The 17,656-nt window shown below is 53.7% G+C and carries 15 protein-coding genes; 9 read left to right on the forward strand and 6 right to left on the reverse strand.

Annotation, left to right across the window (positions count from 1 at the left end; all coding sequences use genetic code 11):
* Window positions 1-76: 76 nt before the first annotated feature.
* Window positions 77-1,360 (reverse strand): phosphoribosylamine--glycine ligase, encoded by a 1,284-nt coding sequence (gene purD, locus AB0A83_RS14565; RefSeq protein WP_367154553.1) that lies wholly within the window; start codon window positions 1,358-1,360, stop codon window positions 77-79.
* Between the two features lie 157 nt (window positions 1,361-1,517).
* Here purD and AB0A83_RS14570 point away from each other — a divergent pair, with 157 nt between their 5' ends.
* Window positions 1,518-1,856 (forward strand): histidine triad nucleotide-binding protein, encoded by a 339-nt coding sequence (locus AB0A83_RS14570; protein ID WP_150049626.1) that lies wholly within the window; start codon window positions 1,518-1,520, stop codon window positions 1,854-1,856.
* Between the two features lie 20 nt (window positions 1,857-1,876).
* Here the strand turns inward: AB0A83_RS14570 and AB0A83_RS14575 are convergent, their stop codons facing one another.
* The 3 genes from AB0A83_RS14575 to AB0A83_RS14585 all read right to left on the reverse strand — a co-directional run bounded on the left by AB0A83_RS14575 (window position 1,877) and on the right by AB0A83_RS14585 (window position 3,558).
* Window positions 1,877-2,191, reverse strand: coding sequence for a DUF190 domain-containing protein (locus tag AB0A83_RS14575; RefSeq protein WP_150049628.1), 315 nt, complete (start codon window positions 2,189-2,191; stop codon window positions 1,877-1,879).
* A complete protein-coding gene (gene crcB / locus AB0A83_RS14580) occupies window positions 2,164-2,874 on the reverse strand; it encodes a fluoride efflux transporter CrcB (RefSeq protein WP_150049630.1) in 711 nt (236 codons plus the stop codon). Before crcB ends, AB0A83_RS14575 begins: the two co-directional genes overlap by 28 nt.
* A gap of 276 nt (window positions 2,875-3,150) precedes the next feature.
* Window positions 3,151-3,558, reverse strand: coding sequence for a glycine zipper family protein (locus AB0A83_RS14585; RefSeq protein ID WP_150049632.1), 408 nt, complete (start codon window positions 3,556-3,558; stop codon window positions 3,151-3,153).
* A 681-nt stretch (window positions 3,559-4,239) separates the two neighbouring features.
* Here AB0A83_RS14585 and AB0A83_RS14590 point away from each other — a divergent pair.
* Entirely contained in the window at window positions 4,240-4,695 is a 456-nt protein-coding gene (locus AB0A83_RS14590; RefSeq protein WP_150049634.1) for a hypothetical protein, read from the forward strand.
* Window positions 4,696-4,807: 112 nt separating this feature from the next.
* On the opposite strand, the gene AB0A83_RS14595 is transcribed toward AB0A83_RS14590, so the two are convergent.
* Window positions 4,808-5,533, reverse strand: coding sequence for a PEP-CTERM/exosortase system-associated acyltransferase (locus AB0A83_RS14595; RefSeq protein WP_150049636.1), 726 nt, complete (start codon window positions 5,531-5,533; stop codon window positions 4,808-4,810).
* A 401-nt stretch (window positions 5,534-5,934) separates the two neighbouring features.
* On the opposite strand from AB0A83_RS14595, the gene AB0A83_RS14600 reads away from it, so the two are divergent.
* The 7 genes from AB0A83_RS14600 (at window position 5,935) to AB0A83_RS14630 (ending at window position 16,448) form a co-directional block, all read left to right on the forward strand.
* Complete coding sequence (locus AB0A83_RS14600) at window positions 5,935-7,371, forward strand: HAMP domain-containing sensor histidine kinase (RefSeq protein WP_150049638.1); 1,437 nt, start codon at window positions 5,935-5,937, stop codon at window positions 7,369-7,371.
* Window positions 7,372-7,394: 23 nt separating this feature from the next.
* The gene (locus tag AB0A83_RS14605; protein WP_150049640.1) at window positions 7,395-7,967 is read left to right on the forward strand and encodes a hypothetical protein; all 573 of its coding nucleotides are present in this window, start codon (window positions 7,395-7,397) and stop codon (window positions 7,965-7,967) included.
* Between the two features lie 5 nt (window positions 7,968-7,972).
* On the forward strand, window positions 7,973-9,559 hold the full coding sequence (locus AB0A83_RS14610) for a HAMP domain-containing sensor histidine kinase (RefSeq protein ID WP_150049642.1): 1,587 nt from the start codon (window positions 7,973-7,975) through the stop codon (window positions 9,557-9,559).
* 28 nt (window positions 9,560-9,587) lie between these two features.
* Window positions 9,588-10,298, forward strand: a complete 711-nt coding sequence (locus tag AB0A83_RS14615) for a response regulator transcription factor (protein WP_232056662.1) — start codon at window positions 9,588-9,590, stop codon at window positions 10,296-10,298.
* A 123-nt stretch (window positions 10,299-10,421) separates the two neighbouring features.
* Window positions 10,422-12,179, forward strand: a complete 1,758-nt coding sequence (locus AB0A83_RS14620; protein WP_367154554.1) for an autotransporter assembly complex family protein — start codon at window positions 10,422-10,424, stop codon at window positions 12,177-12,179.
* Window positions 12,176-15,610: a translocation/assembly module TamB domain-containing protein gene (locus tag AB0A83_RS14625; RefSeq protein WP_367154555.1), complete on the forward strand. Its 3,435-nt coding sequence runs from the start codon at window positions 12,176-12,178 to the stop codon at window positions 15,608-15,610. Before AB0A83_RS14620 ends, AB0A83_RS14625 begins: the two co-directional genes overlap by 4 nt.
* A 196-nt stretch (window positions 15,611-15,806) precedes the next feature.
* Complete coding sequence (locus AB0A83_RS14630) at window positions 15,807-16,448, forward strand: hypothetical protein (protein WP_367154556.1); 642 nt, start codon at window positions 15,807-15,809, stop codon at window positions 16,446-16,448.
* Window positions 16,449-16,654: 206 nt separating this feature from the next.
* On the opposite strand, the gene AB0A83_RS14635 is transcribed toward AB0A83_RS14630, so the two are convergent.
* Window positions 16,655-17,449, reverse strand: a complete 795-nt coding sequence (locus AB0A83_RS14635; protein WP_150049652.1) for a hypothetical protein — start codon at window positions 17,447-17,449, stop codon at window positions 16,655-16,657.
* Window positions 17,450-17,656 lie beyond the last annotated feature (207 nt).

Consider the following 17,656-nt stretch of genomic DNA (forward strand, 5'->3'; position numbering starts at 1 on the left):
AGCTTGCATGACGCCGCTACGCTTCGCTGCACAACAATCCGGCGTCGTTGAACATATTGGTTTTTCGGTAACCGCCTTAAGCCTGGCCTATCGCTTTAAAGCCGATATCGGTTCGATAATATACGTCCTGCCAACGAATGCCGTTACACAATTGGTAGGCCTTGATTTGCGCTTGCTCAATGGTCGCGCCTAGTGCGCAAGCGCACAAAACCCTGCCGCCTGCCGTTACGATGTCGCCGTTTTTGCGCTCGGTCCCGGCGTGAAACACTTTGCAATCGTCGGTAGCTTGATCGGGTAAACCGGTAATGATCGCACCCTTGGCATAACTATCGGGATAACCGCCCGCCGCCATCACCACACCCAATGCCGCCCGCTCATCCCATTCGGTAATCATGCTATCTAAGGTTTTATCCAACGCCGCCAAACAGAGCCCTACCAAATCGGATTTTAAGCGCAGCATGATGGGCTGGGTTTCCGGATCACCGAAACGGCAGTTATATTCCAGCACCTTAATCGCGCCGTCCTTGCCTATCATCAGGCCGGCGTACAAAAAACCGGTATATTCGTTACCATCCTCGCGCATGCCTTGCAGCGTCGGCAGAATTACCTCGTCCATCACCCGTTGATGAATATGCGCCGATACGATAGGAGCAGGCGAATACGCACCCATGCCGCCGGTATTCGGCCCACGGTCTCCGTTATCCCGCGCTTTGTGATCTTGCGAGGTCGCCATCGGCAAGGCATGAACGCCATCGGCAATCACAATAAAACTGGCTTCTTCGCCATCCAGAAATTCTTCTATGACTACGCGATGCCCGGCCTCGCCGAAGCTATTGCCGGACAGCATGTCGGTAACCGCATCTATCGCTTGTTGCTCGGTTTGCGCCACAATAACCCCCTTACCCGCCGCCAAACCGTCGGCCTTAACGACAATGGGTGCGCCTTGCCTGCGGATATACTCGATCGCCGGTTCAGGATCGGTAAAGGTCCGGTATTCGGCGGTCGGGATAGCATGCCGCGCCATGAAATCTTTACAGAAGGCCTTGGAACCTTCCAACTGCGCGGCGTTTGCCGTAGGGCCGAAGCATGCCAAGCCGGCCGCCTTGAACGCATCCACTATCCCTTTAACCAGCGGAACTTCAGGCCCTACAATGGTCAGCGCAATGTCTCGGGCTTGGGCGAATCCAAGCAGGCCGGCAATATCGTCGGCCGCTATGGCGACGTTCTCAATGCCGGGTTCCATCTCGGTTCCGGCGTTTCCGGGGGCGACGAACACTTGACTTACGGTTGCAGATTGTTTGGCTTTCCAAGCCAATGCGTGCTCTCGGCCGCCGCTGCCGACGATCAGGATTTTTCTCATGCAGGTAAAACCTTGGATAGTTGACTAGGTTAAAATCGGGACGAATTTTACCGACATTTGCTCGTGCTGTCGGGAAATTCTATACATCTACCCGTAAGCGGCAGGTGCGCTAGCAACGAAAATAAACCGTGACTTAGCTTAATTTCAGGAGCTGAAAATGACAGATTGTTTGTTTTGCAAAATGGCTTCCGGCGACATCAAACCGGACATCGTGTACGAAAACGACTCCCTATTGGCTTTTCGAGACATCAATCCGCAAGCCCCGACCCATGTTCTGCTGATACCTAAACGGCACATCGCCAACTTGAACGGCATGGAGGACGCTAATTTAGCGGGAGAATTGCTAGTTACCGCGGCGAAAATCGCCAATCAATTGGGTGTCGCCGAAAACGGTTATCGGACGGTCATCAATTGTAACGACGACGGCGGCCAAACCGTCCACCATTTGCACCTGCATTTGCTCGCCGGCCGCCGCATGTCCTGGCCGCCCGGTTAACCAAGGCCGGCCTGCCACGGCTAATCTCCGCGCAAGCGGACGTTAGCCGGCCAAGTGACGACGTGAGTTAAGCCGAGCTTGGACTCCAAATGCAGCAATATTTCCTCGACTCGGCCGGGAGAATCGTAGAATTCCACGATTAACGGCAAATCCAGCGACAAGGTTAACAAGGATGCGGTATGCAACACGCCGTCACTGCCGATACCGGCAATTCCGCGCACTACGCTTACCCCGCGAACAGTTTCCGCCTGCAGATGCTCCAGCAGCGGCGACAACAAATGCTCGCCTTCGCGCAAATAAATCCTCGCTACTGTGACAGCCTGCCCAATTGCCATACCCAATTCCCTACCCAATACCCCGACCAAATGGTGGCCACCCCCAGCAAGGTGTTCACCACAAACAAACTCAACAAACCTTGAAATTCCATGCGAACCTCGCCGGCTCGCAGACCGAACCACAGCGTAGAGGCCATCGTCAGCCCGCTAAGTAGCGAAATGAAAAAAATTGCCCGCATCTCCCGAGCCGCATTGAAATAGTGAAACAGCAATTCAACGCATAACGACAAGAAGAAAATCCCCAGGAATCCTAACATCAAACCAAAGTTAGTTTGATATTGCACGACCCAGGGAGACAAGCCCTCGGAAAATAAAATCCTGCCCCAAATCAAACCTACCCAACAAGCGCTCAAACACAATACGACGCTGAGAAAAATATTCAACAAGGCCTTTAAATAACTACCCTCTTCGAAGAGATAGAGAGTTTCCAACGCAAAGGTGGAAAACGTCGTAAAAGCGCCGAGAAATCCCACCAAAACCGCGGCCCGGTATTCGATGGCGAGTGCGAAGCGATGTACCATGAGTTCGGTCAACACCCCGATCAGCAGTGAGCCGACCACATTCACAAACAAGGTACCGTGGGGGAAACTGCGCCCTAACGCGGCATAAACGCCGTTAGCTACCAAAAAGCGCGCCACGGCCCCCAACGAGCCGCCGACGGCTATCGCAAATAACTGTTGCATACGTGAAGTGATAGGAACTGTTCTAGTCGTTTTTGTTTCGAGTTTAACAGCAATTAACAAAAAATTTCGAAGATGTTCTTTTTCATTGTAACGGCGTAGACGCAATTATCATCTGAGCCGCTGTGTATGCGCCAACCGAAAAAATGTCTTTGCAGTTGGGTAATGGGATTAGACGCATTCGACGAACTATTCGCGCTTCAACAAAAGTGCGAATAGACGATAGAAATAGAGAGTGCATCCATGCACTGTAAAGATGAAATCGAATAGGCGCTATGCTCAATTCACGACTTTGTGGCCACGCTGTCTCATACAGCTGCTAAAAGCCCTTTTGTAATTAGCATCCGCTTCCAAGCCTTGTTTGGCACCGCCACCTATGCCCCCGGCCGCAGCTCCTATGGCTGCCCCCTTCCCGGGATCACCAACCACCGCACCCAAGGCTGCACCGCCCGCTGCGCCTATCAGACCACCGACGCCGGCACCCACCGCCGTTTCTTTTGCCGCCCCGCCGGCAGCTTGAGACGCAAGCTGCTCGCATTCCTGCAAGTCTTGATTGATACGGTAAGCGTTCGGATCGCCGTAAGGGTCGACAGTCGGCGTCCAACCGCCCACGGACGCACAACCGGAAAGCAGCAAAGCCGTCATCACTGCTGCAGCTAAAGTGTTACGCGAAATCGTTCTACACATAATGTCCTCACTTGATTTAATAAAAACTCTAAAAATTGGACCGAAGTCTGCGTCTTTTAGTTGCGGGCAGACTACGTAACGAACCTGAAGGTTAAATTAGCTACTCAGTAGAATTGAGTAACGGCTGCTACCTTGGTCAACTACCTCGTATCGAGAATAGCGGCGAGCGGTATTGAAGCGGAAAACTCTACTCATTACCGTGAATCCGTACAAGAGCGAGCACACCCTGTCGAAGTCAATCCGTTTCTTGTTTTACTTTGTCGGGTTCGGCACATTCTACCGATACCGGCTAAAACCTGCCGACAAGCAGACGAAGCCGACTCGGTAAACCCAATTTCACTTGTTGGAAAAACGCCAATTTGTCGGTCCGCAACCCCGGGAGAACTTGTCAAATAAACGACAAAAGCACCGGATTGCACGCGCAAATCCATAGAAACACCAATCAAAACAAATTGTTATATCAAACCCTATAACCACGGACCTATCTCCAATTTTGCCGCTTAAATTGGTCGCATTATTGCTTGGACTGTGCTTGTCACACTTCGGCCAGCCCATTTCCGCACATTGTCGCTTAGTTCCTGTAACGGTTTACGCCTACCGGACTCGACAACTCCGCAACATCGGAGAATGGAAATTCGGCATAGCCGCCCCCTTTTACTGACACACAACTAGAGAGGCACTATGTTTGAACATAAAAATTTAGACGGCAAATGGAACCGAGTCATTCCGGCAACCGATAGTTTTCTTGCCAGCGACGTGCTCGAATGCAGGGACAGCGTCGGCTCCGAACCGGAAAAAATCAGCCGGCAACAATACGCTGTGATCGGCGACCGCTTGGTGAACCGCTGCCTACCGCCGGAATCGATTGGCGAAACGTGGAGCCACGACAACGGCAAATCGCCTTGGTGGGGGTCAGTCATGAATCCGCCGCATATGGGCTTGATTGCCGAATTCAACAGCCAATTCGGCGGCTTGCAACGTAGAAACTTAGATGTTGCGCATAACGTAGTCGGTTATGCGAGCGCGGGAGAAGAAATCACCTTACGCAACACCGTTTACTACGTCACTCGCGCCAGCGACGGCACGGAACTGAGCGCCCCATCCATGCTGGAACTCCGTAAACTGTATTTCGTTTGATTCCCGTTGTAAAAAGCCGCCGCGGCCGCTTCACCGCGACGGCTCTCAACCCTATTGGCAGACACCTTCACAATTGTCCCGGCTTACCCCCTGGAACAATAAGACTTAGGCATTAACTTGCAACGCCCTTTACGCGTTGAGGCAGACAGTCGCTACGCGAATGAAGCGTATAGCCGAGTCGAAAATCGTCCCGCCAAAACGGATTCGTCAATATCTCGTCGACCGATAATGCATACGGTGTCCTCAAGCCGTGAAATTCGCACGGAGCGCCGATTTGCCGCATCTCGAAACCCTCTTTTTTGATGACATGCGCTAAGGACGGGGCCACAAAGATATACCAATCTTTAATGCCGTTATCCTTGGAGTAATCCAACGCGCCTCGGTATAAGCCCCACATCAGTCTGCGGGTCAAGCTACGGTACAAACTTAAATCTCTGATGTTGCTGCCGGAGGAATGATCAACTAAGTACCCTGGCATTAAGCGCCTGGCTTCCTTTACGACACAAAGCCTCGAAATTTCCGCGCTATTTTTAAACTGACTACTTTGAAGCTTATGATACGGCCGAGTTTTGTCCAGGAAAGGAAGGCGCTGCCGATCCGGATTGATCAATCTCAACGCCCCCCAATAGGTTTTGCTCTCGCGATCCCGGACTAAAAAATGCGTCGAGTAATCATCCCATTCGTCGCGTTCCCTGTAATCGGCAAACCGGGTCTTGTCTTCGTAACCCATTTCGTCGCAGTACACCCGGTAGCGCAAACGATAATGGGCGGTTTGGCTTTCAGGCGTATCCGCCAAGATCACCTCAAAGTGATCGTCAAAGCGTTGCGGTCCTAACATCGCTCAAAGTCTCCGTAGAAAATATAAGGGCCAATTTCCTTATAATGGCAAGGAAAATACGTTGGTTTTCTCGATTACCACACGGCCTCCTGCCACACTCCCCCGTGTACGCGGCCTTAGCGATGTGTTAAAAAAATAGTAGCCAAGCAGTATTAAGAAAATGCTACGGTTTCAATTAAAATTACGTGAATTTTCAGCTGTAAGCTTAAGAAAATATTGAAATTCTGTCGTTACATTCTAACGAAATATGGCACAGATAAAACCGTTAGGCGAAAATTCCTCGACGGCTTGAACCCCCAGCTGTACCTTTATCTACGGTTTAACTACAGCCCGATCAACCACCTGCGGAATGGGTAAATTTAACCAACTTCCGGCAACCAGCATTTAGGAACCCGGCCACAATGCGACAACTATTTTCGTTGAAGGCATTCATTTCGTTAGGCTTCGGCTTGGCGATCCTGCCCATACTGTTTACGGTATGGTTAGCGAAAGACCACATGCAGCAAGCTTTAACGGTCAGTAAAGATTTAAACAACAAGGTATTCAAACAAACCCAATCCGTGTTGACGACTCAGCAGCGGGCAGCGGACACCGAACGCAAAGCCCGCTTGTTCATTCTATTATCCGATCCTTCGGTCCGACAACCTTACGAAAGGCAATCGTACGAAGCGGCTCGCTCTGCCTTAAAACAGTCGATAGACGAGTTGTTACAGCTTAGGGTCGACAATAAAATTGCCTTGCTGGCTGAAGAATTAACCAGCAAAGAAGAGCTGATTTACCGGCAAATTATCAATCTCGATACCCCAAATGCGCTGATTCTACCGTTAGACATTCTGTTTCAAGGCTTCCGCGAAACTTCGAGCGCGTTGGCGCGGGAATTCGAAAGCTACGTCGAGCGAGAGTTTTCTCAGCTGGCAGAGCAAGCGGACAGCCTGCAATCCCGATTCGTATCGCAAAGTCTGATTTTGTTAAGCCTCTCGGCGGCATGCATGCTGGCTCTGTTGGCCATGATGCTGACGCCGTTGCGGCAGTTGGATTCCGCAATCAACCGTTTGGCTTCAGGACTTTTGAAAACGCCCATCACTATTGACGGCCCCCCGGATTTAAAGGCTTTAGGTCAGCAGTTGGAATGGCTACGCAATTATTTGTTCGAGTTACAGCGTTCCAAACAATTACTGATGAGTAATTTCGCTTACGAAATCGAGGGATCGTTGGACGACTTGCGTACCGGATTGGACTTGTTGTCGCCCGGATTGGATAAAGCCCAGCAAGAAATCTTGCAGCCTTTGCTGACGCACGTGGAACGCATAGAGCATATCCGCGCCGCATTTTTGCGCTTTGGCGACATCAGCACCGCCTCCCCCTCGCAGGCAAAAGAGCCGGTCGACCTGCCCCATCTATTGGATACCGTGCTTTCCTACTTGCAGCCGGAAATCATCACCAAGGCCCTATCGGTCAAATTGCAATTACAACCCGCGCAAATCCTCGGTTTTTCAGCACAATTGCGCGCCGTGCTCGCGCAACTTTTGAGCAACGCCATCCAACATTCGCCGCAACACAGCGAAATTGCCGTCAGCTTGACGATTTCCGGACAAGACATCGAATTGACCATCGCTGACGAAGGACCGGGAATTCCCGAAGAAGAACGCGCAAGCATTTTCGAACCGTTCAGATCGACAACCAATCACGACAATTCCGGCATAAACCGACTAGGATTAGGGTTGTGCCTGGCCAAACAATTCATTCTCAACCATCAAGGCACAATAGAATTTATAGATCCGAAACCACCTAAACACGGTGCCTGCGTTTACGTCAAGCTACCGTTAACCATTTTTTAACTCAAATACGACAGTCCACCCGCATGATTAGGTTAACTTCTCCGCTTACCTTTGCCATACCGCTAATCCTGCTCGGCGGCTGTGCTCATTTTCAATCGGACCCGGAGCCCCCGCCGCAGCCGTGCGCACCGCAGCCGAAACCGGTCTCGGAACTCGAAAACTTGCTGACTTTTGCTTTCGACATGGCCAACATGTCCGAAACAGCCCGCTCGGAGGCCTGTTCCGCATTGCTCAAACGCCAACAAATCGCCGAAACCACCACAAATCTGTTACAGCTAGCGGTCGGCCGCCAATTGTCCGGCGCTTGCGGAGACATAGAGCAGATTTTGAGCAAACTCAATGAAATACCCCCGGAACAACTCGGAGACGAACCGTTACGCTTATTTGTCGGTTTCCAAAAAGCCACGTTAACCAGTAAAGGCCAGCTGTCCAAAAAAATTGGCAAACTGGAGCGCAAGCAAAAAAAATATCAATCGGCACTGGAAAGCAAGGACGCCAACGCAACCAAAGCCAATGAAGCCCGGTTGTTACGGGAGAAGTTGGAAGCTATCCGCAGTATGGAAAAACAACTGGACGAAAGCGGCGGCGACAAATAACGGCGATGTTTAGATTTCGTTTGTCGGCAGTCATCGCGGTTTCGGTGTGCTTCGTGTTAACGTTGGGAGCCGCCTTATATTGGGAATCCAACCAAGTGGCGATTTATTTCGAGCGTAGCCAAACCGCCCATCAAACCTTCGCGCTGTATCAACGCCTGTCTCACGAGGCGTTTCGCCACTTCAAACAACAAATCAATCGCTTAAGCAACAATTCGCCGACCTCCGAAACCAAATTGAAAAACTCCGAACAACGCCTGTTAAACGCGTTGCAAGCGGTACAAGACACGGTGATGCAAAACGCTTCGGCTACCGGCATAGTGCAGAGCTGGGACGATAAACTGACGGATCTGGATAGGCTGGCGCGCTTCAAGGTGTTTTTGGAAACCAATCGCTACCAATTCGAAACCATTCTGCACTTGCGCAAAGAAGGCAAACCCGAACAAGCTAGCCAAGCCCTGGCGCATTTTTCGGAAAACGAAATCGACGGCGTCTTTCAACCCTTAATCGATACCGCTATCGAATCCGAACGCCTGAAAGCTCAACAAGCCAGCGACGACATGGAGCGTCTGATCAACAACGCCAGGACCATAGCCGTTTCGGCCGCGGGTCTGGCTGCCCTATTCGGTTTAATAGCCGGATTTATATTGCTACGTAGCGTGCGTAAACCGTTAGAAGCGCTGATGGCAGGTACCGACGAAATCGCTTCAGGCAACCTGAGTTATCGCATCGCCCTGCACAGCCGCAACGAATTCGGCTATTTGGCCAAGCATTTCAATCAAATGGCCGGCGAATTGGAGCAACAGCAAGAACGGGTCCGGCAAGACCGCTCCTTATTGGAAAAACGCATCGCCGAACGCACCGCCGACCTGCGCAAGGTCAACGAAGAGCTGAAACGCTTGGACAAAGCCAGACGGGAATTCTTTGCCGACATCAGCCACGAATTGCGTACCCCGATCACCGTGATCCGCGGGGAAGCCGAAGTTGCGTTACGCGGATCGAACCTCGGCATTCCCGATTACCAAGACGCATTGCAGCGCATCGTCGACTTGTCCGCGCAATTGAGCACTTATGTGGGCGATTTGATGTTTATGATCCGCACCGACAACACCCAACCCCAGTTCGACTGGGAACCGATAGACCTGCGCGAGCTGGTCGGCAGTGCAGCCGAAGACCTAAAAGTCATCGCCTCGGAATACGCGCAGTCCTTGGCTTTGCAACTCCCGGACCAGCCGATCAAAGTACGCGGCGATAAACAACGCTTGCGCCAAGTCTTGTTCATTCTGGGCGATAACGCCTGCCGTTACTCCCCTAAGCAGGGCCACATCTCTTTGAGCGTAACGTCGAATCCATCCCAAGCCTTGATCAGCATCGCCGATCAAGGCATAGGTATAGCCGAGGACGATTTACCGCAAATTTTCGACCGCCATTTTAGGGGCAAGAACGCAAAACGTTCGCGGGAAGACGGCTCCGGCTTAGGCCTGCCCATGGCTAAATCCATTATCAAAGCGCACGGCGGCGATATTGCGGTGCGTAGCGTCGAAGGCCGAGGATCGACCTTTACCATCAACCTGCCGCTTAACGGCGCAACCTAACTCATCAAACAGACCGGACAGCAAAACTATGTCAATCACTGCTTACGATACGCAGCTCATGCGCATTCTCATGGTAGAGGACGATAGCCGAATATCGGATTTCGTCATGCGCGGCCTCAAGGCCGAAGGTTACACGGTAGAGGTTTGCAACCGGGGCTCTTCGGCGCTGCCGCTGGCCCTGTCCGGAGAATTCCGGTTGCTGATCCTGGACTTGGGCCTGCCCGACATCGACGGCCGCACGCTGTGCGGCCAACTGCGCGAACAAGGCTCGCAAATCCCCATTCTGATGTTGACGGCTAGAGACGAAGTCGCGGACAAAGTATCCGGCTTACGCGCCGGAGCCGACGATTATTTGACCAAACCCTTCGCATTCGAAGAATTGTTGGCCAGAGTCCAGGCCTTGATGCGCCGGCGCCGGGACGAATTCAAACTGGCACAAACCGAACTGACGATAGCCGATTTGACCTTGAACCGGGAAACCCACATCGTCAGCCGCGCCGGCATCCCGATAGAATTAACCCCGAAAGAATTCGCGATGCTGGAATGTTTTATGTGCATGCCGGGAAAAGTACTCAGCCGCACCCGCATTTTGGAACAAGTCTGGGGCTACAGCGCAGACCCGTTGACCAACGTGGTCGACGTCTACATCCGCCAATTGCGGCGCAAGATAGACGATAATTTCGAACCCAAACTGCTCAAAACCATACGCGGCTACGGCTACAAAATGGATGCATCCTAAACCATCCGCCGCCAGCGTTCCTCCGTTTCCAGCCGCCGGACCACAGCGGCTAGCCTAATTTTCCAAGGCTAAAACCTAAAAGCTTGGTAGCATGCCAAGCGTCCTTCTGACACCGATTGGGTCATGGAAACCGACAGCAAACCCAAGACACGCCGCCAACATTTAGGCCGCCGCAACACCGTCAAGCTGTTAGCCTTACTGTGTCTGCCGGCTTGGGCTCAGGCCGACGTCGAAATCGACGGCCTGAGCGGCGAAGTCCGGAACAATGTGGAATTGACCCTGAGTGTGGCCGACGAAAACTGCGAATCGCCCGAATGGAAAATCCGCGATTTGTACGCACAAGCCGACCAAGAGATCGATCAGGCCATGCGGGCGTTCGGTTACTACCACAGCCAACTGGCAAAGCAACTGCGATTCGGCGACGGCTGTTGGCAAGCGCACTTCGTGATCGCTCCCGGCCCGAGAACGTCGATCGCGGAAATCAATGTGGAGATACGCGGCGAAGCCGCTGAAGACCCGGCGTTCGTCAAACTGCGCGAACAACTGCTGCAGCAGCGCAATCTGGCGCTCAACCACGCCGATTACGAGTCGATGAAGCGCAAGATAAACGCACTGGCGGCCGAACAAGGCTATCTGCAAGCCAAATTTCTAACCCATCGCTTGCATATCGACAAGCAACAACACAGTGCCTTGATCGATTTGGTATTCGACAGCGGCCCGCGCAACCGTTTCGGCGTTTTGAGCATAGATCAAGACGTTCTCGATCCTGCGTTGGTCGAGCGTTTCGTCAGCTTCAAAAGCGGCGATTACTACAGCGCCAAACAACTCGCGCAAACCCATGCCGCCCTGACCTCCAGCCCATACTTTCAGCGGGTCGACTTACAACCTGATTTGGATAACATTCAGGATCTGCAAGTACCGGTAACCTTGACACTGCATCCCCGCAAAACCCACCACTATACCGTGGGGATAGGCTACGACACGGACAAAGGTCCGTTACTCGGCGGCGGCTACCAAAACCGGCGCTTGAACCGCGACGGGCATGTGTTGAACGCCGACCTGGACGTCTCGCCGGTGCTGGCCACCGCCACGCTGGAATACACCGTGCCGCTGCAAAAACCGGCCAGCGATTATTTCAGCTTCGGCGGCGGCATCAAACGCGAAGACACCGACAGCTACCAGTCGCTGTCCGGCAAACTGTCGGCCCGCGTTAAAAAGTCCCTGGATAGCGGCTGGAAGCAGACTTTGTTCCTGGATTCGGTCTACGAAAGCTACAAAACCGACGGCGACGACGATAGCACCTTACTACTGCTGCCGGGCGGCAGTTGGTTACGTTCGGTTTCCGACGATCCGGTGCGCCCCCGCCAAGGCTATCGCATAGAGTTCAACGTCATCGGCAGCGCACAAAATCCGTTGTCGGACATCAATTTAGCGCAAGCCCATTTCGCGGCGGTTTGGCAGCATCCCATGCCGTGGCGCAGCCGTTTGCTCGTGCGCGCCGAGCAAGGCGCTACCCTAGTCGACGATTTCAGCAAACTACCGACCACCTACCGCTTTTACGCCGGCGGCATGAACAGCATACGCGGTTATTCCTACAAAGAACTCGGCCCGACCGACGCCGCCGGCAACGTCATCGGCGGTCGCTTTGTGAGCGTACTCAGCCTGGAATACGAACAAGGCCTGTTCGACGATTGGGGCATTGCCGCTTTCATCGACAGCGGCAATGCCTACGAACCGGACGACATCCGGATTAAAACCGGCGCCGGCCTGGGCTTGCGCTGGTATTCGCCATTCGGCCTGGTACGCTTTGACCTAGCGACACCTATCGGTCAACCAGACGGCGGCATACAATTTCATTTCGCCGCCGGCACGCGTTTATGAAAAAATTGCTTTGGTTAACGCTGACTATCCTGATACTGGCGCCGCCCGCCGTCTTATACGGCTTGCTGAGCAGCGAAGCCGGCAGCAACTGGCTACTGCGCCGGGTACTTCAGACCATACCGGCCGACAGCGGCTTCGTTTCCATGCAAGGCAATTTGCTTGGCACCATCAGATTGAATGCTTTCGCATACCGAACCGCCGGCGAAACCGTCCGCATCGATCAGCTCACATTTTCCTGGTATCCCAGGCAATTATCGGCCGGCCGCCTGCACATCGCCGAACTTTCCGCACGCGGCGTTTCGATAGAGCGGAAACCTAACCCAACACCGCCGGATTCCTCAACCCGGTTCGATCGGAATCGCTCCTTCGCCCCGCCTATCGCTATAAAAATCGACGCATTATCGATAACCGACTTGCAGTATCGTAGCGGCGATAGCCAATTCGAATTGCCGGAGTTAAAAATTTCCGCACACACCGTGCAAAACCGCCTGCATCTGGAGCATTTGGCCGTTTCCGGCCTGCGTGCCGGGATTACTGCAAGCGGGGAACTGCAACTGGGCCAAGGTTTCCCGTTCCGACTCGGCATCGACTGGCGTTACGACGACCCAAAACAAGGCCGCTTTTCCGGCGCCGGCCGACTCGACGGTTCCATCGAGCTGATCAATGTGCATAGTCGGACGGCCGGCCCGTTCGTTTCCTCGCTGCACGCGCAAGTGTCCGACCTGCTGAACCGCCCCCGGATTCAAGCCGAACTCGATTGGCAACAGCTGCGTTGGCCGTTTACCGAAGCATCCGGCCAATTGCTTAGCGAACAAGGCCGCATCGGCTTCTCCGGTTACCCGGACGCTTACCGGCTGGAGTTGAACGCTGAGGTACACCGCACCGGTCTGCCGAAATTTCAAGCCCGTCTGAACGCCAACGGCAGCCAAAGCGGGTTACAGCTGCAAACCTTGAGTATCCGCTCGCCGGCCGGCGGCTTGGAGGCTAGCGGTCGAATCGATTGGCGGCAAGGCCTTGCGTTTTTGCTGGACGGCGAAGGCCGCGATTTCAACCCCGGTCTATTCGACCCACGATTGCCCGGGCAATTGAACTTCAGCGCGCATCTGCAAGGCACTATACGAGACAACAGCCGCCGGCTGACGGCCGAATTAAAATCCTTACAAGGCCGGCTACGCGATTATCCTGTCGCCGCTTCCGGCAAACTGGATTTACAAAACGACGCGCTGGCCGTCGCACAATTCGACCTGAGCAGCGGCAAAAACCGGATCCGCGCCGACGGCAACCTGGACCGGCAACACTCGCAATTGCGACTCGACGTCAACGCCTCTGACCTGGCCGGATTATGGCCGGGTCTGCGCGGCCGGGCTTCCGGGCAAGCCCGGCTGAGCGGCGACTGGCAAAACCCGGCGCTAACCCTGCAAACGCAAGCCGAACACATCGCTTATCAAGCCAATAAGGTGGACAAACTGGATGTAAACATCGATTACGCCCCGGACGGCAAACGCTTATCCCATGCCCGCGCTGCCGCTGCCGGCATCGTTTCCGGCGCACACGCCGTCAAACAGCTAAACCTGGAAGCCGAAGGCTCGCAGAAACAACACCGTATCCACGCCGAGGCCGCCAGCCCGGCGGCCACGTTGGCATTAACTCTAGCAGGCGGCTTAAACCAAGAGCGCTGGCAGGGTCAGATAACCCATCTGCAGATCTCCGCCGTCGATTTCGGTCGCTGGCACCTCAAACAAGCTGTAAAATTAGCCGTCTCGGCCCGGGCCGCTGCCACCGAACCCCTATGCCTACAGCAAGGCAATGCCGCACTGTGCCTGAGCGGCAAATACCGGGAAAACCACGGCAGCGAGTTCACCGGCGACGCCACCGCGTTACCCTTAGCATTATTACAAGCGTTTTTACCCGGGCGGTTGAGCATAGACGGCGAGTTAAACGCCCACGCAACATTGCAACACAAGCGGCAAAAATTCAGCGGACAAATCCGGGCCGGATTAACCGACGGCACAGCGTTACGCGTGAAGGACGCCGAAACCGGAACGGAGTTTACCTTAAAGCGCGCCGAGTTTTGGGGAGACACGGACGGTCAACGCCTTAACGCCAATTTGGCCTTACACCTGAACAATAACGACAGCCTGCTTGCCCACGCCCTGATCGATCCGGACGACTGGCGGGCGGTAAGCGGCAACTTGCAAGCCTCGATTGCCGATATAAGCCCGTTCAACCCCTTTGTACCGCAACTAAGCCGGCTAGCCGGCAGAATCGATGCCGATCTGAGCGCCGATCCTCAATCCGGCACACCGAAGCTACAAGGCCAACTGCAACTGAGCCAAGCCTCGTTCGAACTTCCCGGTCTCGGCATTGCCCCGCACGATATACAGCTAAGCGTGACGCCCAGCGCCGATGATCCCGAGCGCTTTGCGCTTACCGGCAAGCTATCGTCCGGGCCCGGTCGCTTGAAGTTGGACGGCTGGGCCGACCTGACCGGCGAAGCGAATCTGCACATCAAAGGGCAACAATTCGAAGCGGCTAAAATCCCGGAAGCGCAGATCGAACTGTCGCCAAATTTGACACTCGCCCGGGCACCCACCGGCGCTAAACTGGCCGGCACGCTCAGCCTGGACAAAGCCGTGTTAAGCCTGGCGGAAATACCGGAAAACGCCGTCGCCGTCAGCCAGGACGAAGTCATCGCCGGCGCCCCCGCTCCAACCGAGCCTGCGGCGGCTAGCGTCAATCTGGATACCGACCTGGAAGTTTTGTTGGGCAAGCAAAGCAGATTCAGCGGCCAAGGGTTAAGCACGGATTTGCACGGCCGGTTGGTCATCAGCAAAATCGCCGATAAAAACGGCGTGTACGGCACGGTGGAAATGAAAAACGGCCGCTACCGCAAATACGGCCAGGATTTGACGGTACGTACCGGCCGCTTTCTATTCAACGGCCCGGCGGACAATCCCTGGCTGGACCTCGAAGCCACCCGCTTATCCAAAAGCCGGGAGGTGACCGCGGTGCTGAGTTTGACCGGCCCGCTGAATTCGCCCAAAACCAAGGTTTATGCGGAACCTGCCTTGCCGGAAGCCGACGCCCTGGCCTATTTGATCACCGGCTCGGCCTTGGACCAAGTCGGCAAAAGCGACGGCAACCTGATCGCCAACGCCGCGCTGTCTTACGGCGTCGGCCAATTGTCCTGGCTGCCGGAAAAATTAGGTGTCGATACTTTCGACCTGCAACAAGGCAAAACGCTGCAAGACACCTTGGTCTCGGTCGGCCGCTATTTGACTCCGGATTTTTATATAGGCAGCAAAATCAACTTGTTCAGCCAACAAGCCAGCTTGATTTTGAAACATAAAATCGGCAAAAACTTCAGCGTGGAAACCCAAACCGGCAGCTCGCAACGGGTGAAATTCAATTGGGAAGTGGATACGAATTGAGCGATTTAAAACTTATGGCCCTTTACAAATTATCAATCATGGTCTACCCGATCAGCTGAAATATGTCGGTTTTTTTAACACAAGTTAACAGCTTGACCACAAACCGGCAAACAAACTATTGAAATGATTATAACTATTAATATGGCACAATTAATGCTTATATTTTGACATGGAAAACAATTTCGGGGGATATCACATGTTAAAAAAACTTTTTCTGACCGCATTGCTTGCGGTCCCGATAACAAGCCAATCGGCCACTTTCAATACCTGGACCACAAACGAAGGCGGAACCGGTAACTACATCTTAACGGTTACGGAACAAGCGACCGACGGCATATTCGATTTCAACTTGACGGTAAATCCTTGGAACGCCGAAGCATTGGGATTGTTTATCGATTTCGGCAACAACGACCTGGGCGCGACGACGCTGAGCAACGTTACCCCATCAGGACAAGTCAGCTTGTTCGCGACAGATACCAGCTCTGACAACTGCGGCTCAGGATGCAACCTGAACGGCTTGTTCGCGCCGGTATCGTCTCCGGACGGCGAATGGGAACTGGTTTTTCGCTTAGGCAGTCAAGGTTTCAATAACATCCAGACCTTTTCGTTCACCGTTGGTGGCTTAGCCGGACTGAACGATACCGATATTACCTTGGCAGCTATCCGCTCTCAGCAACTATGTTCCGGCACCGATACATTGCCCACTGGTAGCTGCGGAGGCAGCGACAAATCGTACGGCACTCCAACCTTCCCAGGGCCCACCGTCCCCGAGCCTGGTATTTTGGGCTTGATCGGCATTAGCGCGCTGGCTTTGCGTAAATTCGCAAAAAAACAGTAACTATTCGGTCATTCTCGTGGGAGCGACGCGAGTCGCGAATTGAGACGTCGCTCCTGCGTATCCGTACGCTTCTTGCTATCGTTACTCCGACATCAGCCGGAGTGCTCGCTGAACAATGACAACGTATTGTTGTTTGCATATAACGCCGGTTTACCGGCGTTATTGCCATCCCTGGCCGTCTTCTCGACGAATCCCAAAGCAAAAACTCAAGCCTGTAACGCTTGTTTACGCTTACCCAAGCCCAGCATGCCCGCAAACGCGGTAGTGAATAACCAAACGGCTGCCGGCACCGGTACCGGCGCAGTCGTTAGCGTGGCGCTGTATTGCTGACCGATAGCGGTACTGCCCGTGCCGTTACCGCCTATCCACAAACTGTAATGACCGGCCGCCAAATTCAAAAAGGTGATTTCCACCGAGTTGCCTACCAGCGAATAGTCGACGCCACCGTCGGAACTGGTAGTCGAGGCGTGCCCCAAGTAAACCAAATTGCTGGCCCCGCGGTTACCCGGATTATAAGGATCGGCGTTCCAGGAACCGTGCTTGCTGCTGGTGGTGGTTTCGTCCCAGTTTTCCCACAAGGTAAATCCCGGTACGAAAACGGAGCCCAAGGCGGCATCGGCTTCTACTTTGATAGTCAAATTGGCTGCCGAACTCAAGCTGATCAAGCCGAAGTCCAAGGCATTGCCCCAACTGGATGCCGGGTTCCATTTATTGTTATAGGTTTCGATGACATAGCCGCTAGGCGCGCCTTCCGCCAAAGCGTCCGCGGTCGAGACTTCCAAGCTGGAACTGTCGCCATGGATGTGTGCCATCCAGGTTACCGGCAAACGGCCGGTATAGTCGGTTGCGGCTCCACCGGTCCAGGTTCCGGCGCCGTTAGTGGCGTTGCCGTTCGCCAAACTGCTTGAGGTGTTGTACGACACGTGGGCTTGCGCGCTCGTGGCTCCCGTCAGCAACAAACCTATCGTTCCGGCCAGCGCTGATTTTTTATACTGATTCATGCCTTTTCCCTGTGATCTATAAAATTCGGGTTGGATATCTAAGATGCGCTCACCTGACAGCCTACCGCCAGCAGGGTCGACCGCAGGGGCGCAACACAAATAGAGCAACCGACATGCCATTCCACAAGGCATTGATTTTAAATAGCTCTACTACACTAATTTCCAAAACATCGGTCAAAGCCCGCAAGAAAATCCGCGAAATAACAT

It is taken from the genome of Methylomonas sp. HYX-M1 (genome assembly GCF_040741385.1).
Classification (GTDB): domain Bacteria; phylum Pseudomonadota; class Gammaproteobacteria; order Methylococcales; family Methylomonadaceae; genus Methylomonas; species Methylomonas rhizoryzae.